The organism is Marseilla massiliensis (assembly GCF_023336985.1).
In the GTDB taxonomy this organism is placed as follows: domain Bacteria; phylum Bacteroidota; class Bacteroidia; order Bacteroidales; family Bacteroidaceae; genus Prevotella; species Prevotella intestinigallinarum.
The window spans coordinates 1-24,925 of record NZ_JAMBLP010000019.1 but is presented as its reverse complement, the minus strand read 5'-3'; the positions used below and the strand labels follow the sequence as shown (position 1 = coordinate 24,925).

At 49.4% G+C, this 24,925-nt stretch carries 19 protein-coding genes and 1 tRNA gene; 16 read left to right on the top strand and 4 right to left on the bottom strand.

Annotated features, from left to right (window positions below; genetic code table 11):
• Positions 1-115 precede the first annotated feature (115 nt).
• Positions 116-190 (bottom strand) — tRNA-Val (locus M3089_RS12025).
• Positions 191-739: 549 nt separating this feature from the next.
• On the opposite strand from M3089_RS12025, the gene M3089_RS12020 reads away from it, so the two are divergent.
• Positions 740-1,597, top strand: coding sequence for an enoyl-ACP reductase FabI (locus tag M3089_RS12020; RefSeq protein WP_205107389.1), 858 nt, complete (start codon positions 740-742; stop codon positions 1,595-1,597).
• Between the two features lie 746 nt (positions 1,598-2,343).
• Here M3089_RS12020 and M3089_RS12015 read toward each other — a convergent pair.
• Entirely contained in the window at positions 2,344-3,222 is an 879-nt protein-coding gene (locus M3089_RS12015; RefSeq protein WP_249084365.1) for a hypothetical protein, read from the bottom strand.
• 148 nt (positions 3,223-3,370) lie between these two features.
• The gene (locus tag M3089_RS12010) at positions 3,371-4,069 is read right to left on the bottom strand and encodes an SIMPL domain-containing protein (protein WP_249084364.1); all 699 of its coding nucleotides are present in this window, start codon (positions 4,067-4,069) and stop codon (positions 3,371-3,373) included.
• A gap of 833 nt (positions 4,070-4,902) precedes the next feature.
• On the opposite strand from M3089_RS12010, the gene M3089_RS12005 reads away from it, so the two are divergent.
• From M3089_RS12005 to M3089_RS11985, 6 genes are all read left to right on the top strand, one after another.
• A complete protein-coding gene (locus tag M3089_RS12005) occupies positions 4,903-5,601 on the top strand; it encodes a hypothetical protein (RefSeq protein ID WP_249084363.1) in 699 nt (232 codons plus the stop codon).
• Positions 5,602-5,661: 60 nt separating this feature from the next.
• Positions 5,662-7,281 carry a tetratricopeptide repeat protein gene (locus tag M3089_RS12000; RefSeq protein WP_249084362.1) on the top strand — a complete coding sequence of 540 codons (1,620 nt, stop codon included), beginning with the start codon at positions 5,662-5,664 and terminating at the stop codon, positions 7,279-7,281.
• Between the two features lie 269 nt (positions 7,282-7,550).
• Positions 7,551-7,679 carry a hypothetical protein gene (locus tag M3089_RS15805; RefSeq protein ID WP_262922176.1) on the top strand — a complete coding sequence of 43 codons (129 nt, stop codon included), beginning with the start codon at positions 7,551-7,553 and terminating at the stop codon, positions 7,677-7,679.
• A gap of 110 nt (positions 7,680-7,789) precedes the next feature.
• Positions 7,790-9,106 carry an IS5 family transposase gene (locus M3089_RS11995; RefSeq protein WP_249084361.1) on the top strand — a complete coding sequence of 439 codons (1,317 nt, stop codon included), beginning with the start codon at positions 7,790-7,792 and terminating at the stop codon, positions 9,104-9,106.
• Between the two features lie 54 nt (positions 9,107-9,160).
• Entirely contained in the window at positions 9,161-9,751 is a 591-nt protein-coding gene (locus tag M3089_RS11990; protein ID WP_249084360.1) for a hypothetical protein, read from the top strand.
• A 35-nt stretch (positions 9,752-9,786) separates the two neighbouring features.
• Positions 9,787-10,362 carry a hypothetical protein gene (locus M3089_RS11985; protein ID WP_249084358.1) on the top strand — a complete coding sequence of 192 codons (576 nt, stop codon included), beginning with the start codon at positions 9,787-9,789 and terminating at the stop codon, positions 10,360-10,362.
• A 71-nt stretch (positions 10,363-10,433) separates the two neighbouring features.
• Here M3089_RS11985 and M3089_RS11980 read toward each other — a convergent pair whose 3' ends face one another.
• Positions 10,434-11,444: an aspartate-semialdehyde dehydrogenase gene (locus tag M3089_RS11980; protein ID WP_205107400.1), complete on the bottom strand. Its 1,011-nt coding sequence runs from the start codon at positions 11,442-11,444 to the stop codon at positions 10,434-10,436.
• A gap of 183 nt (positions 11,445-11,627) precedes the next feature.
• Here M3089_RS11980 and M3089_RS11975 point away from each other — a divergent pair, with 183 nt between their 5' ends.
• The 9 genes from M3089_RS11975 to M3089_RS11935 all read left to right on the top strand — a co-directional run bounded on the left by M3089_RS11975 (position 11,628) and on the right by M3089_RS11935 (position 24,739).
• Positions 11,628-13,775: a cation:proton antiporter gene (locus M3089_RS11975; protein ID WP_249084357.1), complete on the top strand. Its 2,148-nt coding sequence runs from the start codon at positions 11,628-11,630 to the stop codon at positions 13,773-13,775.
• Positions 13,776-13,791: 16 nt separating this feature from the next.
• Entirely contained in the window at positions 13,792-14,505 is a 714-nt protein-coding gene (locus M3089_RS11970) for an ABC transporter ATP-binding protein (protein WP_249084355.1), read from the top strand.
• The gene (locus M3089_RS11965; RefSeq protein ID WP_249084354.1) at positions 14,502-15,338 is read left to right on the top strand and encodes a CvfB family protein; all 837 of its coding nucleotides are present in this window, start codon (positions 14,502-14,504) and stop codon (positions 15,336-15,338) included. The genes M3089_RS11970 and M3089_RS11965 overlap by 4 nt, the downstream gene beginning before the upstream one ends.
• Positions 15,339-16,221: 883 nt before the next feature.
• Positions 16,222-19,128, top strand: a complete 2,907-nt coding sequence (locus tag M3089_RS11960) for a hypothetical protein (protein ID WP_249084353.1) — start codon at positions 16,222-16,224, stop codon at positions 19,126-19,128.
• Positions 19,129-19,140: 12 nt separating this feature from the next.
• Complete coding sequence (locus M3089_RS11955; RefSeq protein WP_249084352.1) at positions 19,141-20,208, top strand: helix-turn-helix transcriptional regulator; 1,068 nt, start codon at positions 19,141-19,143, stop codon at positions 20,206-20,208.
• 54 nt (positions 20,209-20,262) lie between these two features.
• Positions 20,263-20,874, top strand: a complete 612-nt coding sequence (locus M3089_RS11950) for a WG repeat-containing protein (protein WP_249084351.1) — start codon at positions 20,263-20,265, stop codon at positions 20,872-20,874.
• 562 nt (positions 20,875-21,436) lie between these two features.
• Positions 21,437-22,918, top strand: a complete 1,482-nt coding sequence (locus tag M3089_RS11945) for a reverse transcriptase domain-containing protein (RefSeq protein WP_249084350.1) — start codon at positions 21,437-21,439, stop codon at positions 22,916-22,918.
• Positions 22,919-22,920: 2 nt separating this feature from the next.
• Positions 22,921-23,838 carry a hypothetical protein gene (locus M3089_RS11940; protein WP_249084348.1) on the top strand — a complete coding sequence of 306 codons (918 nt, stop codon included), beginning with the start codon at positions 22,921-22,923 and terminating at the stop codon, positions 23,836-23,838.
• A gap of 16 nt (positions 23,839-23,854) precedes the next feature.
• Positions 23,855-24,739, top strand: a complete 885-nt coding sequence (locus tag M3089_RS11935; RefSeq protein WP_249084347.1) for a DnaB-like helicase C-terminal domain-containing protein — start codon at positions 23,855-23,857, stop codon at positions 24,737-24,739.
• The last annotated feature ends 186 nt before the right edge of the window (positions 24,740-24,925 follow it).

Below are 24,925 nucleotides of genomic sequence, written 5' to 3'. Positions count from 1 at the left end.
TTGAGGCCACAAAGTTAATCATTATATTCGACTTAACCGAAAAACAACCGATAAAATTTGCCGGGGCACAAAAAAAGATTCTGCCAACCGGGATGCGGTGCAGAATCTTCCGTTGTGGGCGCTGAGGGATTCGAACCCCCGACCCTCTGCTTGTAAGGCAGATGCTCTAAACCAGCTGAGCTAAGCGCCCGTGCTTCTTGTAAGCGGGTGCAAAGGTAATCACTTTTTCCGAAACGCCAAAACTTTTTCGGGAAAAATTTGCATCCGCCTGCAAAAAAGTTGCAAAAACGACGCTCCGGCGCCTCCGCCACGCCTGCACACGGTGGCCACGGCCCAACCGGATGGCCGCCGGCACAGCGGCGCACGGCGGCGCCCGGGGGCCACCCCGCCGCCAGGCCACGCAACAGGCCCCGTTTCAGGCTGCCGCAAGGCCCGTTTGGCACGCCAGCGGCGGCCGTTTTGCAAGCCCGCCCCACACGCGGGCGGAAAACAGCTGTGGCACAACGCGTTGCGCGGCAGGCGGAAGGACGCAACAACCCACGCCGCCAGCCCGCCTCCGGCCCCGCCGGCCACCGGCCCACGCGATGCCCACGGCAACACCACCCGACACCCCCGAGCCGCCCCAAAATGGCCTCGCACACGCGCCCGCAATGCATCTTTTGCCCGAAAGATTTGCCAGTGTTGCACATTTGTTGTAATTTTGTGCCGCAAATACAACATCATTTAATTTGGAACTACAATGACTCACAACTTATTGCAAGGCAAGCGCGGCATTATCTTCGGCGCGCTCAATGAAGAATCCATAGCATGGAAAGTAGCTGTAAGGGCCGTGGAAGAAGGCGCAAGGATAACTCTGAGCAACACCCCGATGGCCCTGCGCATGGGAACGCTCAACGAACTGAGCGAGAAACTGGACGCCCCCATCGTGGCTGCCGACGCCACCAGCGTGGAAGACCTGGAGAAGGTGTTCAGCGAGTCGGTGAAGCTGCTCGGCGGAAAGATTGACTTCGTGCTCCACTCCATAGGCATGAGCCCCAACGTGCGCAAGCACCGCACGTATGACGACCTGGACTACGGATACCTGCAGAAGACGCTCGACATATCGGCAATATCATTCCACAAGATGCTCCAGGTGGCCAAGAAGCAGGACGCCATAGCAGAATACGGCTCGGTGGTGGCACTGACATACGTGGCTGCGCAGCGCACTTTCTTCGGATACAACGACATGGCCGACGCCAAGAGCATGCTCGAGAGCATAGCCCGCAGCTTTGGCTACATCTACGGCCGCGAGAAGAACGTGCGCATAAACACCATCTCGCAGTCGCCCACGCCCACCACGGCCGGAAAGGGCATCAAGGACATGGACAACCTGATGGACTTTGCCAACAAGATGTCGCCGCTCGGCAATGCCACGGCGGAGGACTGCGCCAACTATTGCGTGATGATGTTCTCTGACTTCACACGCAAGGTGACCATGCAAAACCTGTATAACGACGGCGGTTTCTCGTCGATGGGCATGAGCCTGCGCGCCATGAACCAGTATGCCAAGGACCTGGCACCCTACGAAGACGAGAACGGCAAGATAATTTACGGATAAAGCCCACTGCCGCCACGCCCACAGGCTACAGGCGAGCGGCACGGTTTTGGCCTCTGACCAGGGCGCGCCCCATGGCCTGAACGGCCAGGGCGACACCACACAAAGAAAGCGGCAACCACCCGGAAATACGGATGGTTGCCGCTTTTGGCTCACTAAATAAATCCAGGAGGCTTTTTAGGAGTTCAGGAGTACAGGAGTACAGACAATAGTTTAGTATATATTTTGGAGTTAAGGAGTTAGGAAGTAAAGGAGTTAAGACAATAGCATTTAGTGTATATTTAGGAGACGGTAGGCAGGAGTACAGGAGTTAAGACAATAGCATTTAGTGTATATTTAGGAGACGGTAGGCAGGAGTGCAGGAGTTAAGACAATAGTTTAGTGTATATTTAGGAGACGGTAGGCAGGAGTACAGGAGTTAAGACAATAGTTTAGTGTATATTTAGGAGACGGTAGGCAGGAGTACAGGAGTTAAGACAATAGTTTTGGAAACATTGGTGCCCTGGGAGCATGGCGAAAGTGTTGCAGGAAGATAGTCAAATGCTATTGTCTGTACTCCTGTACTCCTGCCTACCGTCTCCTAAATATACACTAAACGACGGCTCCGTGCACGTGCAGCCAGCCGCCGATGCCTGTCACGGCATGGATGGCAACTGCCCCCGCGGCATGCCGGCGGCAAGGCCACGGCCTGCCCAATTGCGCTTGCGGGGGCGCGGCAGCGCAAGCAAGCCGCGGCCGCGCCACGGCGGTCAGCGGGCAAACGAGCCCTTGCGCACGGGGCCCGACCGGGCTTTGCGCAAGTCGGCCATGCGCGTCTTGGCGGCCATGGGCGCGCCCCTGGTGCCGTTGATGTAAGGTGTCCAGTCGAATCCCGACGTGGCCGTGTAGGCAAAGCCAAACTGCTGGGTGCCGTAAAGCACCGTCCCGGTGAAACGGGTGTCGGTGAGCGCATAGTTGTTGAATACGGCGCGGGGCAGCGAGTTGCCGTCGGCGTCGGCCACATAGTTTACCACTATCACCCCTCCGGTCTGCGTCCATGTGAACGGACTGTAAGCATAGTCGTCGCGCGGGCTGTATATGTTGTAGTCGAGCTGGGTGCCCTCGCCGTTTGACGCAAACTCGCACACGGTGGCATAGCTGTCGCCGGTCTGGCCAAGCACGGCCTGGTAGTACCCGTTGATTGCTCCTTCCCACTGGCCCACGAGCGGGTTGCCGGTGTCGTCGGGGGCCTGGCCGTTGTTGGCCACGAGCGGTATGCCGTCTACATACAGGTGGTTGTCGGCATAATAGTATTCCATCTCGCCCTTGCTGCCGTCCGACTTGTAGACCACGGTGAGCCGCTTTGAGTTGGCCCGCCACGTGAAATCGTCGCCGGTGGTCTGCCCGTTGTTCACCGACTTGAAGCTACCGGTGCGGTCGTCGCGCAGCACGAGGTAGAACGGTTTGCTGGGGTCGTCGTCGGATACGTAGCTCCCCACGAGGTTTTTCTCATATTCGTTGAGGGCCCCGTCGTTGCCCCCGCCACCCGGGCGCCACCCGGGCGGGTCGTAATAATCGTCGCCGCCGTCGCAGGCAGCAAACAGCAATGGCATCATGGCCATCATAAGGATTGAAAGAATCTTTCTCATGACATTATCATATTATAAGTAGCTATTCAAAATTAACCGATACAATAGACCTTTGGGGCCGCCCGGCCGCACACCCCGCGCCCCCGGCGCGAGCCTCGGCAGGCGGCGGGGCGGGAAACGCCTGCCTGGCAACACCCAAGGGCGGGCCTCAGTCCTTCAGCGAGTAGGTCACTGTAATCACTCCGCGCACATTCTTTATGTAAGGGGTGTTGGCGTCGCGGTCGTCGATGGAGAACTGCCCTTGCGATGCCGACATTATCTTGCCCAGCTCGCTGTTGCTGTTGTCGGCAAACTGCTGAGCCGTCTTCTCGGCGTTCTTGATGGCCTCCTCCATCATCTCGGGCTTCATCTTCTGGAACGACACATACTCGTAGGTAACACCGTTGTCGTATCCGCCGTCGACCACGGCCACGCCCTGGCGGAGCAGTTCGCCCTGGCGGGCTATGATGCCGCGCACGAGCTTGACGTTGTGCGACGTCACGGTGATTGTCGACGTGATGTTGTAGCGGTAGCGGTGGTTGTCGCTGCCATACCGCTCTGCCTTCAGGTCAACCACCTCGGGGGCGTTGACGCTTATCTCTTCGTCCTTCACTCCGTTCTGCTTCAGAAACCGCTTCACCTTGTCGGTGGTGGCGTTGATTTTTGTGTATAGCGAAGGCAGGTCGTCGCCCAGCTCCTTTGTCTGTATGGGCCACGTCACCTTGTCGGCAGCCACCTCCTTCTCGGCCAGCCCCTTCACCGTCACCGTGCGGTCTTTGTTGGCAAAATCGTCGATTCCCCACTTTATGCAAAGCCCCAGCACCACCAGTCCTATGGCCAGCAGCGCAGCTTCCTTCACTCTGTTCATGATTGCTTGAATTTTTACGTTAAACTTCTGTTCACTCCCACTGTGGCCCTGCCTACGCCCCGGCATGCCATGCACAGGGGGCCGAATGCCGCCACATTGTTTCTACAAAGATACTAAATGTATCAATATATAGGCTTGCAGCCGTGCTTATTTACGGATAATTAACTTAAGCGGCTGTTCGAAACCAACCGATACAATTGAGCTGGCAGGTGTCCTCTATATCTTTGCCACCATCTTGTGTGCCCTTTCGGGCAGCATACCAAAGCCTCATCGGCAGTGAGGCCCGCCCCACTCCATTCTTCTCTATTTGAAAGACATCAACGCAACCGCGCACACTTGACGACAATAAATTTACCGGAAACAATTGCATTGACACGCCTGCCCCAACGCCCCCACGGCCATTCAGACCGGGACACAGGCCACGCCCGTAACGGCAAAAAACTGTCCAGGCTGGCCATAAAACAAGCCCGGAAGCAACTGCAAGCTGTTTTGCAAACTGTTTTTCTTGCACGCGCGGGCATAAAACCGTATTTTTGGACATCAACAATTCCGCCTAAGTAGGTGTACAAAATTAATTGCCATCAAATTGTGCGCTATTTCGGAGATGCATGCCAAAGTCCGAAGAGAGAGCGTAGCGGGCTACGCGACCGATGAGACTTTGGCATGCGGCCCGAAAGAGCACACAAGATGGTGGCAAAGATATAGAGGACACCTGCAAGGGCAATTGTATCGGTTAATTTTGAACAGCTACTTAGCGCCCACAGCTACGCGCCACGCCGACACAAGGCCGCGCCATGCCGCCGGGGCCGCAGCGCAAACAACACCCAACGGACATGAACAAAAGACAATTGATTTGGTATCTGCCTATCGCGGCAACGGTGGCCAACGCCATTGTGTTCGCAAGATTTCTGGCCACCGGCCTTTGGCAGGAAGTGGCGTCGGCCATATCTATAATGTGGTGCGTTTGCGCCGTGGCAGCCATCATGATGCGCAAGAGCCAGGCCGAGAAAGACAACTACCAGTTTACGCTGGCGGCCGATGCGCTAATAGCCGGGGGCATCGTGCTCACGCCGAGCCTCACTGGATGGGAAGGCGCCCGGATGCTGCTGTGGCCCGCCCTGATACCCGCTGCCGACGTGGTACGGTTTTTCTGCCTCAGGGACGAGGCCCGCTGCCGACGCACGCCAAGCCCTGTCGATAAGCCGTTTGTGGCCTCGGAGGCCCTGATGCTGTTTGCTGCCGTTGGCAGTGTGATAGTATGGAACGGCACGGAAATGTCTGCTGCGAACATTGCGTCGATGGCGTGCGCAGCAATTCTGTTCGCAGTTGGCATGTCGCTCCTTGCCAACAAGAGGCTCAACCTCACCTATGCCGACGAGGCGAGCCTGCCCATGACGCTCATCTTTGTGGCCGTGGGCATTGCCATATACAGCCTGAAATACAGCCGTGACACGGCAGACAAGGTGTTCTACACCATCATTGCCGCTACGATTGCACTCATTGTCTGGCTCGACCGCATAAGGAGCAGATAGCCCCGACGGCCGCTGTAACACACCCGCCGTTGGCAACGGCAACGAAAAACGACAACCACCATGCACATACAACGCACAAACATACTCGCCCCCGCCATAGCCGCACTGGCCATAGCGGCATTCCTGCTGATGCAAGACAGGCAAGGCACCGTATACCCCGAGGCATTGCTCAGGGCCGACAGCATAGTGAGCAAACAGCCGGACAGTGCCGCCGTGATACTCGACGGGCTGGAGCAAGGCATGGCTTCGGCCCCCGAGGCCGTGAGGATGCGCTACCGGCTCATCCGGCAGAAGCAGATTGCATATTCGTTCGGCCGCTTCACATCCGACAGCGCCGCCCGCGCCTTGGTGGAATACTACGAGACCAGGGGCGAGCGAAGCCGGCTTCCTGAGGCTTACTACTATGCAGGCAAGACATACATGTCGCTCAACGACTCGCCCATGGCCATGGAATATTTTTTCAAGACGCTCGACGCCGCCGCCGAGTCCGACCTCAACCTGCGCGGCAGGACATACAGTCAGCTCGGATATATATTCGACCGCCAATGGCTGGACAGCGAAGCCCTCGGGATGTTCAAGAAGGCGTATAGGTGCAGCAACAAGACAAACGACACGGTATCCATGATATTTTCATTAAGGGACATGGGCGGAATGTATGTCGACTTGAGCAAGCCGGACAGTGCCCTGGCATGCTACAACAAGGCGTTGGCGCTGGCCGAGGCAAGCCACGACAAGCCGATGGCAATCACTGTAACGGGGCAACTGGCGCGGTTCTACAGCCAACAGGGAGATTACGAAATGGCTTTCAAATGCCTGAACAAGGTTATCGGCGAAGACAGCTGCTGGGACCGGGGCAGCATAGCAGGCATAGCCGCAAAGTGGTATGAGGCCAACGGCAAGCCCGACTCGGCCATCATGCTATACAAAGAGGTGGCCGACATCGGGACGGTTTACACCAAAGCGGATGCCTACAAGGCATTGGCAGACCATTATCTGGCGCAAGACAACCTGAAAGAGGCCGCCCTATGCCTCACCAATTACAAAAAAGCGATAGACTCGATACAAGGGATAACAACGACAGAAGCCATAAAACAGACAAGCAACTTGCGTGAATACCGCTTCAGGGAAAGCGAGTTTCGGAGGCTGCGGCAAAAGAACAAGGAGCAAAGAGCCATAATGGCGATACTCGCAACCATTGGTTCGGTTGCAACATTGGCGTTGGCTTTCCTTTCGGTATATCTCAGGCGGAAACGCAATTTGCAAAGTATGAAACTCGGACGCCGGCAAACGGGCAAGGCTTCCGAACCCGGGCATGAAGCAGGCAACGGCATGAAAGACAGCCTGATGCACAGCGAAGAGATATACAAAAGCATCATGCTGATGGTAAACAACCCCAATGCAAAAAAGAAAATCACCGAAGAGATGTGGGCCGAACTGGCGCAAGCGGTAAACAGGATTTATCCCGGCTTCGACGAAAACCTGTACAGCCTGTGCAAGATGAGCGAGTTTGACTATCGCATCTGCCTGCTCATCAAGATAAAGATACAGCCGTCGCACATAGCCGCCATGGCCAACCTGAGCACATCGGGGGTGAGCACCCTGCGCTCAAAGCTATTCATGAGGGCTTTCGGCAAAAAGGGACGGCCCTCTGATTGGGATGACATAATAAACTCATTGTGAGATTGTTGCGAGCGCCTGCAAGCCGTCTTGCAAACTCCGCAAAACGCCCTTTACGCATTGCAAGCTGTTTTGCAAACTATATTTTGAGGGCAACAAGCCCGCCTTTAGCTATATTTGCAACAACAAAAGCAACACGCCTATGAAGTGTTTAAATTTATCATCGATTGCCCTAACGATGCCTACGGTCGGCATCACAGCGCGCAAGGCAGTACAGTAACGACTGTTTGCCTTCTGGGAAAACAACATTATCAACCACAAAATTCACCATCATGAACAAAAGACATGCTTCTGTATTCATACTGCTCCCTACCGTTCTCGGTATCGCCGGGGCTATGACAATCAACAAGTACACTGCGGTTGGAGCCCTGTCGGTTGCACTGGCCACCGTGCTTACATAGTTGTCCCTTAAAAATCACTTTATAGTTTGATAATCAGTAAATTAATGTTCATTTTTCTTTGATATATCTGCAAGTTTTTGTAACTTTAAGCTCTAAAACTTGCAGATTATATGATTAAGAAGCCTCTATCAAGTCCCTCTTTATTCAGTTCTTTGGCCGACCAGTTGAACCAAAAACATCCCTTGTACATCCTTGCGGACAAAATCAGTTGGTCTCGTTTTGAAGAAGCCTTCACTCCGTTGTATTGTGCCGATAACGGACGTCCCGGTAAGCCTATCCGACTGATGTGCGGCTTGCTGATCCTAAAGCACGTACGGAATCTTTCCGACGAGTCCGTTGTTGAGCAGTGGAGCGAGAATGCTTATTACCAGTACTTTTGCGGCATGTCGGAGTTTACGCCATCTTATCCATGCAATGCGAGCGAGCTTGTTCATTTCCGTAAGCGTATCGGTGAGAGTGGTATGGAGCTTATCCTGGCAGAAAGTATTCGTGTCAATCAGGAAAATGATGACAATGACGACAATGACCATTACGACACGGCTTTCATCGACTCCACCGTGCAGGAAAAGAACGTGACTTGTCCCACGGATGCGAAGCTGCATAAAAAGATAATCCGTAAGGTTATGTCCATTGTAAGGTCGTTGAACCTTCCCTTGCGCCAGAGCTATACGTTTGTGCTTAAAAGGATTTACCGGGACCAACGTTTCCGTAACCATCCGAAGAATCGTGCCAAAGCCTTAAAAGCAGACAAGAGACTACGGACAATAGCCGGACGATTGGTAAGGGAACTCAGACGCAACCTGAAAGAAAACCATGAATACGACAAGCTGCTCAGTCTGTTTGAAGGGGTACTTTCACAGAAACGCAGTTCCAAGGAAAAGATTTATTCACTGCACGAACCTGAGGTGCAGTGCATAAGCAAAGGCAAGGAGCATAAGAAATATGAGTTCGGAAACAAGGTTTCCATCATCCGATCGCTGACAGGTATAATCTTGGGAGCCGGCTCGTTCCGCAACGAATACGACGGACATACAATAGAAAAATCCCTTTTGCAGGTTGAAAGAATAACAGGACGGAAAATAAAGAAATTGGCCGGAGACAGGGGGTACAGGGGAAAGAAGAAAGTAAACGGTACTCAAATACTAATCCCTGATGTTCCCAACCGAAAGGACAGCTACTATATTCGAAGAAAGAAACACCGCCTCTTCTGCAAGAGAGCCGGAATCGAGCCGACAATCGGGCACCTGAAATCAGAATGTCGTCTTGGGCGCAACTTTTATAAAGGGGTCTTCGGAGATGCTGTCAATGTACTGTTGGCTGCGGCTGCATATAACTTCAAAAGAGCCATGAGGGTTCTTTGGCGACTTGTTGAAAAATGCTGCGGAATGCGGTTTAATTACAACATTCCGCAGAAATGGGCTTTTTAAGAAACAACTTTTTAAGGGACGATTACATACCTTGTGCCGATAAAAAGCCCCGGGTTGCTCGTCAAACACAAGCCGTCGGTAATGGGCAGCATGCTGAGCCTGTATGCCTCAATGGCCGTATTGCTGGTGCTCGGCGAAGCCTTGACCGACGGCTTGCTCGGCTGTGTGCGCCTGATTCTCATGGCCTCCTGGCTTGATTTCGTGCTGAACGCATCTATGGCAATAAACGACCCACACTGCATCAAGCCCGAGAGCACAACACGAGGGGAGCACATCACGGGCATGGCACAGGTGGCAGCAGCCATGGCGACGTTTGTCGGCAGTGCCTGCTACGGTTTGTCGTCGGGCCATGCAGCCATAGGCATTGCGGGGCTTTCGATTGCTGCAAGCATGGCAGCAATGCTCATAGTGACATTCAAAAAAGGAAAGTCATGGCGCACGGCCGTGGCCACCACGGCCCACATGGCGCATGCAGACTTTATCATCATAATAATAATGGCTGTGATATGCTGCTTTTTCGATGGTGACAACAAGGCGGACGCCGTGGCAATGCAGACCCTTGTACCATTGGTGGCACTGCTGCTTCTGGACGCGTTCAAAACAGCATTGCACGACAGCAAGGCAAAGGGCAGCACAGCATGCTGACCTTCAGAGCAACATGAAGAATGACTCCGGCAGCAATGACAAAGAACAATACAAGCATGACAGGCATCTTTCAACGCTTAGCCGCACTGGCAATAGCGTGCCAACTGGTTTGCTCCTGCGGCACGGTTTCCATCAACACATCGGGTTACGCCACGCTGACCGATGTCCAGCGGGCAAGGGTGAAGCCGTGCGCGGGAGCTATAAGCAGCCTCAGGGCAGACAGCAACATATATCAAGTGACGGCGGCACAAGTTAAGGAACATATCGCCGGACAGGGAGAAGTGATAGTGTATGAATTCACGCCTTGGTGCAACGGCTACCAGTGCGTTATACCATGGGCAGCCGAAAAGGCCATCAGGGAGCGCGGCTACGGGTTCTGCCTCGTGGCCATAGGCTACGACCACCCGGAGCGGCTGGCCGGGGTGAGCAGCCCAAAGCTCGTAATCAACACCACGGCCTACGGCACAGACAACTTCAAGAAATACTGCCGCAAGTTCTTCGGCGAACTGACCGGGGCCGACTGGCGCGACCTGCAAGGCAACTTCCACCTATTCAAATACGGGCGGTATGTATACACATACAATGAACTAAAAGACATCCCGGCTGTATAAAACAGAAAAACCGGCGGGAGACTGTGGCTAAGCCCTTGACTCCCGCCGGCTCTTATATATCAAAAGACCTATTACTTCACGTTGCCCACCTTGACAAGGTATTCGGCTATCTGCACGGCGTTGAGTGCCGCGCCCTTGCGTATCTGGTCGCCCGAGAGCCATAGCGTGAGGCCGCAGTCGTCGGCCAGGTCCTTGCGTATGCGGCCCACGTAGACGTCGTCCTTGCCGGCCGTGTCGAGCGGCATGGGGTAAACAAGGTTGGCGGGGTCGTCCTCGACGGTGACGCCGGGGGCTGCGGCAAGGGCCGCGCGTGCCTCGTCGACCTCGATGGGGCGCTCGGTCTCTATCCACACCGACTCGGAGTGGGCGCGCAACGACGACACGCGTACGCACATGGCCGAGCAACGCACGTCGCTGTGCATTATCTTGCGGGTCTCGTTGAACATCTTCATCTCTTCCTTGGTGTAACCGTTGGGCTGGAACACGTCTATCTGCGGAATGACGTTGTAGGCCAGCTGGTGGGGGAACTTGCTCACGGTGACGGGCTTGCCGTCGATTATCTCGCGGTACTGCTGCTGCAGCTCGGCCATGGCGGCTGCCCCGGCCCCGCTGGCGCTCTGGTAGCTGGCTATGTGGATGCGGCGGATGTGGCTCAGCCTCTCTATTGGCTGTAGCACCACAACCATCATTATGGTGGTGCAGTTGGGGTTGGCAATGATGCCGCGGGGGCGGTTGAGGGCGTCTTCGGCGTTGCACTCGGGCACCACCAGTGGCACGTCGTCGTCCATGCGGAAAGCGCTCGAGTTGTCTATCATCACCGCCCCGTATTTGGTTATGTCGGCGGCAAACTCCTTTGACGTGCCTGCCCCGGCCGAGGTGAAGGCTATGTCGACGCCCTTGAAGTCGTCGTTGTGCTGCAAAAGCCTCACCTCATACTCCTTGCCACGGAACGTATACTTGCTCCCCGCGCTGCGCGACGAGCCGAACAACAGCAGGTCGTCGACGGGGAAATCCCTCTCTGCGAGCACGCGCAGGAACTCCTGCCCTACGGCTCCGCTTACTCCTACAATAGCTACTTTCATGTCTTTACACCTTGATAAATTACCTATTTCGGTTGCAAAATTACAACTTTTAGCCCAAATGCCACTTATTTATGATTTTTTTTTTGCACCTTTGCAGAAGATATGCGGCGCGGGGCAAACAGCTGGCCCGCAACGATGCCTGCAAGCCCGCGCCCTAATTGCTAACGAATACCAACACTACCTATGTCTATCCCCGACATCAACAGTTATCTGCCGGTAACGTCTCCGACCATGTCGTTCTTCATTGTGCTGTGCATAATACTGTTCGCCCCCATCGTGATGGGCAAGTTGCGCATACCGCACATCGTAGGCATGGTGCTGGCTGGAGTGGCCGTAGGCCCCCACGGCTTCAACATACTGGCCGACGACCGCTCGATGGAGCTCTTCGGGCACGTCGGGCTGTACTACATCATGTTCCTGGCCGGCCTGGAAATGAACATGGGCGACTTCAGGAAAAACCGCATACGGACGTTCACCCACGGCATCATGGCCTTCATAATTCCCATGGCCATAGGGTTCGGGCTAAACGTGACGCTGCTGGAATACGGCTTCGTCACATCGGTGCTGCTGGCCAGCATGTATGCATCGCACACGCTGATAGCCTATCCCACGGTGCTGCGCTACGGCCTGTCGCACCAGCGCAGCGTGACCATCGCCGTGGGGGCCACCGCCATCACCGACACGCTGACGCTGCTGGTGCTGGCCGTAGTGGGCGGACTGTTCAAGGGCAACATCACCGGCGGCTTCTGGTTTCTGCTCTTGGCAAAGATATCCGTGGTGTTCTTCGTGATATTCTTCTTCTTCCCCCGCATAGCCCGCTTCTTCTTCCGGCGCCACGAAGACAACGTAACGCAGTTCATCTTCGTGCTCGCAATGACGTTCCTCGGCGCATGGATGATGGAGTATATCGGCATGGAGGGGCTGCTCGGCGCCTTCCTCGTGGGCCTGGTGCTCAACCGATATGTGCCCAACGTCTCGCCGCTGATGACCCACCTCGAGTTTGTGGGCAACGCCATCTTCATACCGTATTTCCTCATCGGCGTGGGGATGATGGTCAACGTCAACATACTATTCAGCGGGCTGGGCACGCTACAGGTGGCCACCGTGATGATTGCGGTGGCCCTGGCGAGCAAATGGCTGGCGTCGCTGGCCACGCAGAAGCTGTTTGGCATGAGGGCCGTAGAGCGCGAGATGATTTACGGGCTGAGCAACGCACAGGCCGGGGCCACACTGGCCGCGGTGCTGGTGGGCTACAACCTGCTGCTGCCCGACGGCCAGAGGGTGCTCAACGACGACGTGCTCAACGGCACGATAATACTGATTCTGGTCACATGCGTGTTCAGCTCGTTCACCACCGAGAACGCCGCCAAGCGCATGGTGCTTGAGACACGCGCCACCGCCCCGCAGGAAGACACGGGCGACGACGAGAAGATAATGATACCGGTGAGAGACCCCGCCACAGCCGAAAACCTGGTTTCGATGGCCGTGATGATGCGCAACACCAAGCTCAACAGGGGGCTCGTGGCCCTCAACGTGGTTTACGACGACGCCAACAGGCTGGCCAACCAGGAGCAGGGGCGGCGGCTCATGGAACGGATAACCAAGGTGGCGGCCTACTCCGACGTGAGGGTGCAGACGCAGGTGCGCATCGCAACCAACATTACAAACGGCATAAAGCACGCCTTCAAGGAGTTCAACGCCTCGGAGATAGTGCTGGGCATGTATCCGGGCGGCAACCGCCCGCACAAGTACATGGGCGAACTGGCACAGAGCCTCTATAGCGGCCTGAGCCGGCAAATAATACTGGTGAGGTGCCTCCAGCCCCTCAACACGCTGAGGCGCATTGAGGTGGCAGTGCCCTCGAAGGCCGAATTTGAGCCGGGCTTCTACAGGTGGCTCGAACGGCTGGCCCGGCTTGCGTCGAACCTGGAGTGCAGGCTGCAGTTCCACGGGCGCCAGCAAACGATGTCGCTCATCAGCGAATACCTGCAAAACACGCACCCGGGGATAAGGACGCAATACACGCCGATGGGACATTGGAACGAGCTGCCGCAGCTGGCCTCGTCGATAGACGACGACCACCTGTTCGTGGTGGTCACGGCAAGGAAGGGGACGGTGTCGTACAAGGCGGCACTCGAACACCTGCCCGACGAGCTGGCTGCCAACTTCCACGGCAAGAACCTCATGATAGTGTTCCCCGACCAGTATGGCGAGGCTGCCAACATGATGACCTACGCCGCGCCGCAACAGCACGAAGACCGCAGCGCATATACCGCGCTGAGGGAATGGATTGACCGCAAGATGAAGCGCAAGGACAAACAAAACGCATAAAACAAGAACCCCATATATGATAGACATAAAAGGCATAACAAAGAGTTTCGGCCCGCTGCAGGTGCTCAAAGGCATCGACTTGCACATAGGCAAGGGCGAAATAGTGAGCATAGTAGGGCCCAGCGGAGCCGGAAAGACCACGCTGCTGCAGATAATAGGCACGCTCGACAGGCCCGACAGCGGCTCTGTGGCCATCGACGGCATAGACACATCCACGCTCGGCGGCAGCAAGCTGGCCGACTTCCGCAACCGCCACGTGGGCTTCGTCTTCCAGTTCCACCAGCTGCTGCCTGAGTTCACGGCAAAGGAAAACATCATGATACCGGCATACATAGCCGGCACGCAAGCCAAGGAGGCCGAACGCAGGGCAGCCGAGCTGCTCGACTTCATGGGGCTGGCCGACCGTGGAAGCCACAAGCCGGCCGAACTCTCGGGAGGCGAGAAGCAAAGGGTGGCCGTGGCACGCGCACTGATGAACAACCCCGACGTGATACTGGCCGACGAACCTTCAGGAAGCCTCGACAGCAAGAACAAGGCCGAGCTGCACCAGCTCTTCTTCGACCTGCGCGACAAGTTCGGCCAGACTTTCGTCATCGTCACACACGACGAGCACCTGGCTTCCATTACAGACAGGACAATAAAAATGAACGACGGGATGCTTGCCGGCGACAACGGCAACAACGGCGCGGAGCAAGGCACCCCAGACGACACTAACACCACAGAACAATGAAAGGAATACGACTGGGAGATTACAACCAACTGAAGGTTGTGAAGAAAGTAGACTTCGGACTTTACCTGGACGGAGGCGACGAAGGCGAGATTCTGTTGCCGTCACGCTACGTGCCGGAAGGAAGCAAGGTGGGCGACGAGCTCACCGTGTTCATCTACCTCGACCAGGAGGAACGCCCCGTGGCAACCACCGAGCACCCGCTGGCAAAGATGGGCGACTTCGCCTACCTGCGCGTGGCCTGGGTCAACGAATACGGCGCGTTCCTCGACTGGGGGCTCATGAAAGACATATTCTGCCCGTTCAAGGAGCAGAAGATGAGGATGGTGAAAGACAACTACTACATTGTGTACATAAAGCTCGACGAGGAAAGCTACCGCATCATGGCCACCGCGAAGGTGGAGCGATACTTCGCCCCGCAACCGCCGTCATACCTGCCCGGCGACGACGTCGACCTGATTGTGTGGCAGAAAACCGACCTCGGCTTCAAGGTGATAATAGACAACTGCTACCCGGGACTGGTCTACGAGAACCAGGTGTTCCGCCCGCTGCACGCCGGAGACCGACTCAGGGGCTACATCAGCTGCGTGAGGCCCGACGGGAAAATCGACGTGATGCTGCAGCCCACCGGCCGCCAGCAGACCGAGGAGTTTGCCAACACGCTGCTCAACTACCTGCACGACAACGGAGGCCACTGCAACCTCGGCGACAAGAGTCCGGCCGAACTCATAGCCGACACGTTCAAGGTGAGCAAGAAAACGTTTAAGAAGGCCGTCGGCGACCTGTACCGCCGAAAGCTAATCACGATTGCCGACGACGGCATAACGCTGGTCTGAACAGCGCCGCCCGGGCTTTGACAACGCGGCCGTGGCAACCTTTGCGTTGCCACGGCCGCATTGCATTAAGCCATGGCCCGCGGCAATTTGCGGGTGAGCCGTGGCATGCCCCACGCCGACATGGCAAGCGAGCGACGAAACAAAAGCGACAAAAAGGGAATGATGCCAACTTGTGGGTTTACTCCAAGGAAAATAAACAACCTACAACTAATGTGTCATTTTTAAGGCTATCTGATATCCCCATGCTGAAGAAACCATCTTCATCAGCAACAGTATTGACATTACGATGCTGGGAAAGAAAGACATATGCGGCAAAAACAGGCTCTTTGTCCTCATAAACTATTCCTGTTATTGAAGTATGGCAAAAAAGCTGCCAATGTGACAAACAGAATATGCCACGTTAGCATGAACAGCCTATAAGTTTTCTATTTCTTCAGTGATGGTTCATTCGGAAATTCCTTTATCGCCATATTATAATATTTATGGATTTTTCTTTCTGTCCAGAGCCACGTAAGGCTTCTATAAAGTCTGGATTGATACGTCAAAGTTGGATAAGAAAAAGCTGTTCAATTGCTTGTGCATTATCAGGTATTTCCTTTCCGCTGTATCTCCAAACAACAACTTTAATGAAAAAATTGCAGACTTGTTATCCAAGTTCCCGTCAATAGACATCAATGCTATGGGATTTTGTAAAGATTGGAAGAACGAATGCCTGTGGCAGTAGGTAATCGTTTGCTAATCAACGTGTAATATAAAGGGCACTTAAAAGTTTTGACTGAAAGTGCCCTAATTATAACGTAATTTGCGAGATTTAGCCATGTTACGAATATAGAGTTCGTATTTTATTTATAACTTTGCACATAAATCTATAGAACAGGTAATTATGGCAAAGTTATCAGTCCATCCACATCAAGGATATTTGAATACAAAGTTTACCATCCAGTCTTTTTCCAGAAATCACAAGATGGTCAAGATAACACCCAAAGACAATGGAACGCCTTTACTTCATGAAAATGATTTTAGACCAATATTGTCATTTGAACTCTTGGATGACCAAACTTTACAGTTACAAGAAACATTCCCTTTTCCAGGTAGATATGTCATTGAGTTCCCCGACGACAAAGATAGTGCAGTTGAAATTGAAGTAAAAGATGCCATTAAATTTGGTGGTAGCACACATAAAAATAGTTATGTGTTCGATGAAACACCGTGGTGCTTTATTGTCATGAAAGACCGTACATATTTTTATAATCGTGATAGTGGTGAAGAATATGTGGAAAGCATATCTCCTGACAAGATTTCTTGTGTGAATAAGGACATTGTGCTATTAAGCAATGATAAACATAAAGAGAAAACTTTATATTCATTGACAGAACAAGCTCCCATTCTCACATTTACCGATGAAATTTTATTGCAAGATGACATTTTGATAGTTAAGGATGAAACAGATAATGCTACGAAGTTGAATGTTTATCGGTTTACAGACATCATCATTGACAAAAAAGAGTATAGATACAAAGATTTTTCAGTTTTAAAAGAAAGTAGAATCCTTTGTATATATACAAACCAACAAATTGATGTTATATCATTGGACTCTCTTGAAACGATAAAAAATATTTTCAATGAAAACGAATTTATTAAGTTTACAAATGAGCACTATTATGTTGAACTTAAACCATATTTAAGCAATACGGTAATATCGGTGAAAGATATTTTATCGGACCAATCATGGTATATATCCTCCGAATATCCCATATCTTCCTGTGAAGGCATGGTCGTAACTGATGTTCAAAACGAGAAGATAAAAGTGGACAGACTTGTTGATATGGCTGCTGAGCTTGATTTATACAATGAAGACAAACCGCAGCTTCTTGGAGGTATAGACATTTCCTATAAGTACAATGAAATACAAGGGCTTTATGTCTTATCAAACCAGCTTTACTATTTGGTAAATGAATGTTCATACACGATAAACAGATATTGCGCAAAACGTAAAAGAAGCAACACATTTTTGAAGATGTCTGGTTGTGACTTCAAATTAGAAGTCAATAATAATTTCCCCACCGTATGGTTTGGGGGAGACTGTCTGTGCATTATAACTTTTAACCATATATCCGTAATAAAAGGCAAAGAGGTTATATATAATGCGGATGCAACTACACATCAATTCAAAAACAAAATCATAATTTCCAGAAAAAACAATTATGGAACTGAAGATGTTTATGAACTCTCTAATGGCAAGACCATTCATCAAATAAGAGGTATTTTTGATTGGGGATATTTTGAAAAATATGGGATATTGGAGCAAAAAGAGGAAAAAGCATTGTATGCTTTCTCTCCACAAGAAAATGCATCATTCCATAAATTGGATTTTAATAACTCTTCGTCTTATTTGTCTGAATATCCTGTACAGAATACTTTAAAATACGGAGGAAAGTATTTATATTATCGTGGAGTAATCTTGTGGAATAAAGAAATTATACTGCCTGAAAATATTACGGCTTTGTCTGAAAAGAAAAATTATGCTATTTCCATCCGAGGCAGCCATGTTTTTCTTGGCAGGATATCACGATCTAAAGACAGCTTCGTGAATGAGGAAATATTAAAGTCTTTGTTTGATTCCTCATATTATGGGAATGTGCTAATGTCTGATGACGGAGAAAATATCATTTTCCAAAAAGACAAAGAAATGTTTTTGATGAATACAAGAACAAGAGAAGTACAAGACTTTCCAAATCTGAATTTCATATCCCAAATTAACGGGTATCGCCCACTGTTCAAAGTTGACGACAGTCACCGTCGTCCGAGGATAATAGATCCGTTAACTAAAGAGTATATAAATCCAGATTTTGTCACAAATTATGGCTTTATCAGCCCTGATGGCAAGTTGTATGCGGACAGCACATTAAGCAAGTATGTAAAATATTATGATAAAGCGAACGATACATTTATATCAAAAGAACAATGGCATGACTTGGCTGAAAAATATGATTATGGATGGGAAATAGATGATAAAACGAAAGACGAAAAGAAAGAATCTCGTAAAGAATTCATCAATGCTCATGAGAACTTCTTTAACGGCAAAAAAATTGACAACCTTCTTAAAGTTAATAATTTCAGAGACATGATTGCAGAGGAACTTGGGTATGCAATAATACGGAAAATTGGAACGGATGAAATTTATTGCGAAATAGAGCTTGGACACGTATTGTGGTTCTTAAACTATATTGCCTTTTCATACGATTCACGATATGTGGCAATCGCCGGACGCTATCCCAATGACACGGAAATAAATGGATATTATGTCGGTGGATTGTTCATGGTTTACGACATGACAGAACAAAAGGAAATAGCAAAAAGTACGACTTCCTATGCTGTGTGGACTGCCGCTTTCACTAAAGATAGTTTTTATGCAGCTTATGATAGTCATCCCATACTTTTATATGGAAACGTTTGCAATAATGAAGATATAAAAGAAGTTGAGAATAGAAACTTTCTCGCATTTAGCCCTGATGGTAAATATATGGCTTTATCCAATCAGGGGTATGTTTCATATAGTTCAGATAACTCTAATTGGGGACATCAACCGTCAACAAGCGTATATATCCACGCCGTAAATGATCCTGACAAACAAATTATGCCGACCATAGACGATTTATCTGATGCAGGAATAGCCGATACAAAAGAAACAAAATCTGTATCTTCATGCTCATTCTCGCTTGACAATAAAAAACTGATGATGGTTGGTAAGGATGGTACTGTCGTAATACGAAATCTCCACCTCGACTAAAAATTAAGAATCATGCCGAAAAACAAAAATGCAATGACAAGGTACAAAATATTGGACGAACTATTGTCCAATAGGTACCATAATTATTCTCTTGACGACTTGACCGAAGAGGTGAACAACCGTCTTTCCGACATAAATCCAGAGACTGACGGTATTGGTCGCAGGACGATAGAAAAAGACATTGAATATATTGAATACAAAGGCCCGTTTGAGGGCGTGGACATCGAACGTTATTATGTCGCAGCCGGAACAAATGGTCGGAAGAAAATGTGCCTTCGCTACGCAAGTCCTAACTTCTCTATATTCAGCAAACCCCTTACAGATGACGAGGAATATTTGCTGAAGGAGGCCTTGTCGCTGTTGGGACAGTTTGAAGGGCTTCCAAGCCTGGAAGGCTTGGAGGGCTTGAGGCTTGGTCTTGGTGTAAGGTATAACGAAAGAAAAATTGTATCATTCACAAAGAGTCCGCTTGAAAACTCCAACATCTTTGGCAAGCTATTCACAGCCATTTCCGAGCGCCAGGTAATAGAATTACATCACCATAAATTCAATGATCCAAATAAAGGGCTGGCGGTTGCAATATATCCGTATTTGCTGAAAGAGTATAATCGCCGATGGTATTTGTTCGGTTCTGCCGAGAGCGACCTGAAACTTTTAAATTTCGCCCTTGACCGCATTGACGATGTCGTACCACTGCCTTCACATAAATATGTTGACTATGATGGCGACCTCAATGAACGGTTTGAAGACATCGTTGGTGTGACATTGTTTGATGACAGTCCTTTGCATGAGATATATTTTTGGGTGAGTGACATGTCAAAGGATTACGTTGGCACTAAACCAATTCACGAATCACAACGCACACTGAGTGATGCAAAGGTATCGGAACTCCGAGAGAGATACCCTGCACTTGACGGCGGACGTTTCTATCGGATTGACTGCAAAGAAAATTATGAACTTATACGAGAATTGGCCTCTTTCGGCAAGGAGCTTGTAGTGCTTGAGCCATCAGAGATTCAAGACAAGATTTGGGAGCGGATATGCGGAATGGAAGCAGAATATATGAAAGTACGAAAATAGAGTTCGCAACACACTGCTACCTTTGCAGCAGAAAAACAAACAATGGAGGTGAAAATGAAGAATATTGTAGAGAACAATTACGGTGAGGTTACTGTTGTTCGAAACTCAGATTATGAATGGGGCGTAGTAGATAACGAGGAAAATATAATTGTGCCTTTCGGTAAGTATGGCTGGATAGACGGTTTTGATAACGGTCTGGCTCGTGTAAGGACGAATAAGAAGCTGGGCTTATCAAATAATCCTCCTGTATGCATCATAACCCCAAATAATAAATTAATATTAGGTACGGAAAATATTAAAGCATACATAGAGAAGGATAAGAAAGAGCATCCTGATAATTATGCCAAGTGGGGCATAATCAATGAAAAGGGTGAAGAAGTCCTGCCGTGCGAATATGATGAGATATGGCGTTTTTATGGCAAAAATCGTTACTCCACGAGAGTTGTCAAAGATGGCATTGCAAGAGAAGTCTATTTCCACGACCTTAATCCGTCATTGCCTAAGCGGGGCATAAAATGCCACTGCTATAGTGATAAATATCTTGGGGAAAAGAAAACCTATGATGACTACAATGGAACTTATGTCCAAGATGTAATGGGATGGAGTGACCAAGATATAGATGATGCTTTGGACGGAGAGCCTGATGCTTATTGGAATATTGACTGAGCAATAAAAATGGCTCAAATAAGTAGGTGTTCAAAATTAATTGCCATCAAATTGTGCGATATTTCGGAGATGCATGCCAAAGTCCGAAGAGAGAGCGTAGCGGGCTACGCGACCGATGAGACTTTGGTATGCGGCCCGAAAGAACACACAAGATGGTGGCAAAGATATAGAGGACACCTGCAAGGTCTATTGTATCGGTTAATTTTGAACAGCTACTTACAAATTTATCTTTTATTACGAACAAAGATTTCGCAGTAATGATGTAACTTTGCAACCGAATAATTAAACAAGGCGGTCTTTGGCAAGTCTGTCGGCTGAAACAACATTTTGAACTTCGTCTTGCGTGGCGTAAGCCCTGCTCTTTCGGGAGTGGATTCGCAGGATGTCTTCTTGCTCATCAGGGCTTGAAGATAACAATGTCCATCCGTTAACGTGAAACTTATGGACTATGTCATTATTAAGGTAATAAACCTAATTATCATAACTATAAAAAATTACATAAAGAAAAGAACGTTTCAGCACAGATGGCCCAATTACCGCTTTTTACTTTGTATTAACTAAAATGGATAAAACAGAAATAGCAGCATTGGCACACCGCATGGAGAACAAGGATGATATTCTTGCTCTGCTCAATCGTCTCAAACAAGATGAAATGGCGGAAATGGGGCAGGCGGACAGGTTTTATCCATTTACAATGAAACATATAACCTTTTATTGTAACCCCAATCACACGTTCCACCGCTACAAGCAGTTCAAGATAAAGAAGAAATCCGGCGGTTACAGGCAGATTACCGCGCCGAGGAATCAAAGTTTCATGTTGCTGTTGCGATATGTAAACGAAATTTTCAAGGCCGTTTACTCGCCATCAGACTATGCAATGGGCTTCACCGAGCAAAGGTCTGTCGTGACCAACGCCAATGTACATAAGGGCCAGAACTATATATTAAACATAGACTTGAAAGACTTCTTCCCAAGCATAGAGCAGCCGCGTATCTGGAAGCGCCTGCAACTAAAGCCTTTCAACTTTCCCATACCTGTGGCTAATGTGCTGGCAGGTATGTGCTCGATGAAAGAAACACGCACGCTTGAAGACGGAACCAAGAAAGACTTTTATGTGTTGCCACAAGGTGCGCCTACGTCTCCAATCATTACAAACATGATTTGCGACACGCTCGACCGCAGGCTTGCCGGACTGGCCAACCGTTTCGGGATTCGCTACACACGTTATGCAGACGACATTACTTTCTCGTCAATGCACAATGTGTATCAGGAAGACGGGGATTTCCGCAAAGAGCTGGCACGGATAATACAAAGCCAAGGCTTCACAATAAACGAGAAAAAGACACGCTTGCAGAGGATAGGCGGCAGGCAGGAAGTGACCGGCATTATTGTAAGCGACAAGCTGAACGTGACCCAAAAGTATGTGCGCGACATACGCAACTTGCTTTACATCTGGGACAGGTATGGCTACGGTGTGGCGTATTCCAAGTTCTTTCCGAAGTACAAGGAGGAAAAAGGGCACGTGAAGAAAGGCAATCCTGACCTCGTGAATGTTCTTTACGGGAAGCTTTTGTACATGAAAATGGTTAAGGGTGAGGACGACAGCGTCTACAAGCGCCTGCATGATAAGTTTGAGAAACTTGTCCGTGAGACGCGTGACCCGTTGAAGACCACCGCCCACTCAATCACCTACGTGGAAACCACGCCGGTGATGGATTTTGAGAAGAAAAACGCCACGGAAGTGATTATGACAGAGTCTGACGCGTCAGAGGAGCTGGCTGTGACGGATAGCGGAGAGCAGGCCAAGCCACACCGTTATGCTTACTTCATGCTCGACGGTAAAAAAATATTCGCATCTGTAAACAAGGGCGTAAAGCCGGAGATGGAAAAGCGAAAAGAGCAGTTGTCGATATCAATATGCCGCGACAAAAATGACAAGCAGTTCTGGCTTGTCCATCTCAGCAAGAAAGTCACTGTGCCGCAGTCAGGGCCAGTAGACGTGGATGAATTGAATAAAGAATTGGACGCATTGTTAAAAATATGAATATGGACTCAAACAAAGAAGATGCCATAGAAAAGATTTACCGCTTGACCTTGCAGGACGCAGAATTTAATGCGGCACTGCGGAAGAAACTAAAAATAGAATCTTCCGCCAATGTCGTTTTAGATAATGATAGACGTTTAGATGAAATATACGAATTGTGCATAGAAAAAATTACTCGTAAACAGGGAGATGAGTTTTATGCAGATTTTCCTATAACATCTTTACGCTCAACATTAGCTTACGATTACAACAGGATGGAACGATTTAGGAGAAAAGATGATTTCGGAGACTTCTGTCTGGCTATGTACCAACAAATCGAAAACATCACAAATTACATCTGTTCAGATCCAGTTGTGGACAAGGTCGCTTCCAAAATGTGGGCTTATCCTGCATATATAAAAACGGGCGAAGGCATAATTCCTGCATTAGAAAACCGCATAGGCACATATTCAATAGCCAAGCTTCTTTTTTTAGGTGAGACAGAAGGAAAACCAAATTATTTGTTAAAGTCTGGCAGACGGCTGCCAGACCTTTACGTTTTGGACAAAATGCGTAATATTGTTTATTATATTGGCTATAAGGCAGAGATGAAAAGCAGCGATTATGACAGCTTTAATGAAATATGTCATTTACTTTTTGAATTGTATCAATGCCGAAACACAAACCACAGACATACAGGACTGCCTGAATCATCAGATCGTTCAAAACAAACCTTAGACAAAATAAGGCCAATAAAATCTTTCTATTATTCTAAATTCCATGGACTATTGTCACAATATGTAGAATATGTAAAAAAGGGCTATCCAATGTCAAACAAATTAATTAATTATGCAGACGGACTTGTGCCGATTGATGTTAAACCTAAAATAGAAATTAATATAAAGGGAAAAATAGATTTAAATAAAATTCCCAAAAGATGATTTTACTTTGATGCGCATGAACAAATTTATATCTATCAAAGAACTCACAAGTTGCCTTCATAAAGAACAAAAGAATAATAATGTCCATTTAGACAACGTTACTACAGGATTTAAGCAACTTGACGAATTAATATATGGTGAGGCGCTGCCAAGCAAACTTATCGTTATCGGAGGTCGTCCAGCAATGGGCAAGACAACTTTTGCTCTTAATATGGCGGTCAAAGAGGGCATTGACGGTGTCCCTGTGGCTTATATTTCTACTTGCTTGAATGAGCGCCAACTTCTGTCAAGGGCATTGTCCATTGTCAGAAGTGCTTCATATGATTCATCATTATCACAACGTGACATTGAGAATTCACCGATCCTAAAATTTACATCATCACCTTTTTTCTTATATTTCAATCAAGACTTGACAATAGACATACTTATAAGCGACCTCAAACAGTTTGTCAGGCAAAACGATATAAAAGTAGTCTATGTGGACTATCTTCAGTTTATAGCTTACAATGAGGGTTTTGACGACAGTGACACTATTGGCAAGATTTGTTTCCTGTTGAAGAAACTGGCTGCCGAAATGCAGATTACAATCGTCGCAATTTCAGAACTTAACCGCAACTTGGAACACCGTGAGGGAATAGACGGAAAAATCCCTCAACTTTCAGATTTGCGTGGTTCTTGCGTCATAGAAGAACTTGCCGATGTCGTACTGATGGTTCACAGACCTGAATACTTTGGAGTGCTTTGCGATGAATGCGGAAATGATTTGCATAATCTGTTCGAGGTCATAATGAGCAAAAATTCTTTTGGCCATACAGGGAAAGTTAAATTACGTTTTAACAAAGACAGTGGTTGCGTGTGCAGTTGGGATGATTCTCAATGTCTTGATTCTCCTAAAATGTGAGGATATTCATACGCATCCCACATTAGTTAACCAATATTATTCACCATACTTTCAACTGTCAGTTTTGTTTTCTTCACTTCTCACTTTCTCAAGTTGTCTTTGGAACACTGCCTGCGTGGAATCCATGCCAACCGTTTCCCCAGCTTCTCGTATGCCCCAACGGGTACGGCAAGCTACGGGTAAGTT

What these genes read in the sequence shown, in the direction of transcription:
- M3089_RS12020 (WP_205107389.1), top strand. Translation starts at nt 740, where the DNA reads ATGACTCACAACTTATTGCAAGGCAAGCGCGGCATTATCTTCGGCGCG.
- M3089_RS12015 (WP_249084365.1), bottom strand. Translation starts at nt 3,222, where the DNA reads ATGAGAAAGATTCTTTCAATCCTTATGATGGCCATGATGCCATTGCTG.
- M3089_RS12010 (WP_249084364.1), bottom strand. Translation starts at nt 4,069, where the DNA reads ATGAACAGAGTGAAGGAAGCTGCGCTGCTGGCCATAGGACTGGTGGTG.
- M3089_RS12005 (WP_249084363.1), top strand. Translation starts at nt 4,903, where the DNA reads ATGAACAAAAGACAATTGATTTGGTATCTGCCTATCGCGGCAACGGTG.
- M3089_RS12000 (WP_249084362.1), top strand. Translation starts at nt 5,662, where the DNA reads ATGCACATACAACGCACAAACATACTCGCCCCCGCCATAGCCGCACTG.
- M3089_RS15805 (WP_262922176.1), top strand. Translation starts at nt 7,551, where the DNA reads ATGAACAAAAGACATGCTTCTGTATTCATACTGCTCCCTACCGTTCTC.
- M3089_RS11995 (WP_249084361.1), top strand. Translation starts at nt 7,790, where the DNA reads ATGATTAAGAAGCCTCTATCAAGTCCCTCTTTATTCAGTTCTTTGGCC.
- M3089_RS11985 (WP_249084358.1), top strand. Translation starts at nt 9,787, where the DNA reads ATGACAAAGAACAATACAAGCATGACAGGCATCTTTCAACGCTTAGCC.
- M3089_RS11980 (WP_205107400.1), bottom strand. Translation starts at nt 11,444, where the DNA reads ATGAAAGTAGCTATTGTAGGAGTAAGCGGAGCCGTAGGGCAGGAGTTC.
- M3089_RS11975 (WP_249084357.1), top strand. Translation starts at nt 11,628, where the DNA reads ATGTCTATCCCCGACATCAACAGTTATCTGCCGGTAACGTCTCCGACC.
- M3089_RS11970 (WP_249084355.1), top strand. Translation starts at nt 13,792, where the DNA reads ATGATAGACATAAAAGGCATAACAAAGAGTTTCGGCCCGCTGCAGGTG.
- M3089_RS11965 (WP_249084354.1), top strand. Translation starts at nt 14,502, where the DNA reads ATGAAAGGAATACGACTGGGAGATTACAACCAACTGAAGGTTGTGAAG.
- M3089_RS11960 (WP_249084353.1), top strand. Translation starts at nt 16,222, where the DNA reads ATGGCAAAGTTATCAGTCCATCCACATCAAGGATATTTGAATACAAAG.
- M3089_RS11955 (WP_249084352.1), top strand. Translation starts at nt 19,141, where the DNA reads ATGCCGAAAAACAAAAATGCAATGACAAGGTACAAAATATTGGACGAA.
- M3089_RS11950 (WP_249084351.1), top strand. Translation starts at nt 20,263, where the DNA reads ATGAAGAATATTGTAGAGAACAATTACGGTGAGGTTACTGTTGTTCGA.
- M3089_RS11945 (WP_249084350.1), top strand. Translation starts at nt 21,437, where the DNA reads ATGGATAAAACAGAAATAGCAGCATTGGCACACCGCATGGAGAACAAG.
- M3089_RS11940 (WP_249084348.1), top strand. Translation starts at nt 22,921, where the DNA reads ATGGACTCAAACAAAGAAGATGCCATAGAAAAGATTTACCGCTTGACC.
- M3089_RS11935 (WP_249084347.1), top strand. Translation starts at nt 23,855, where the DNA reads ATGAACAAATTTATATCTATCAAAGAACTCACAAGTTGCCTTCATAAA.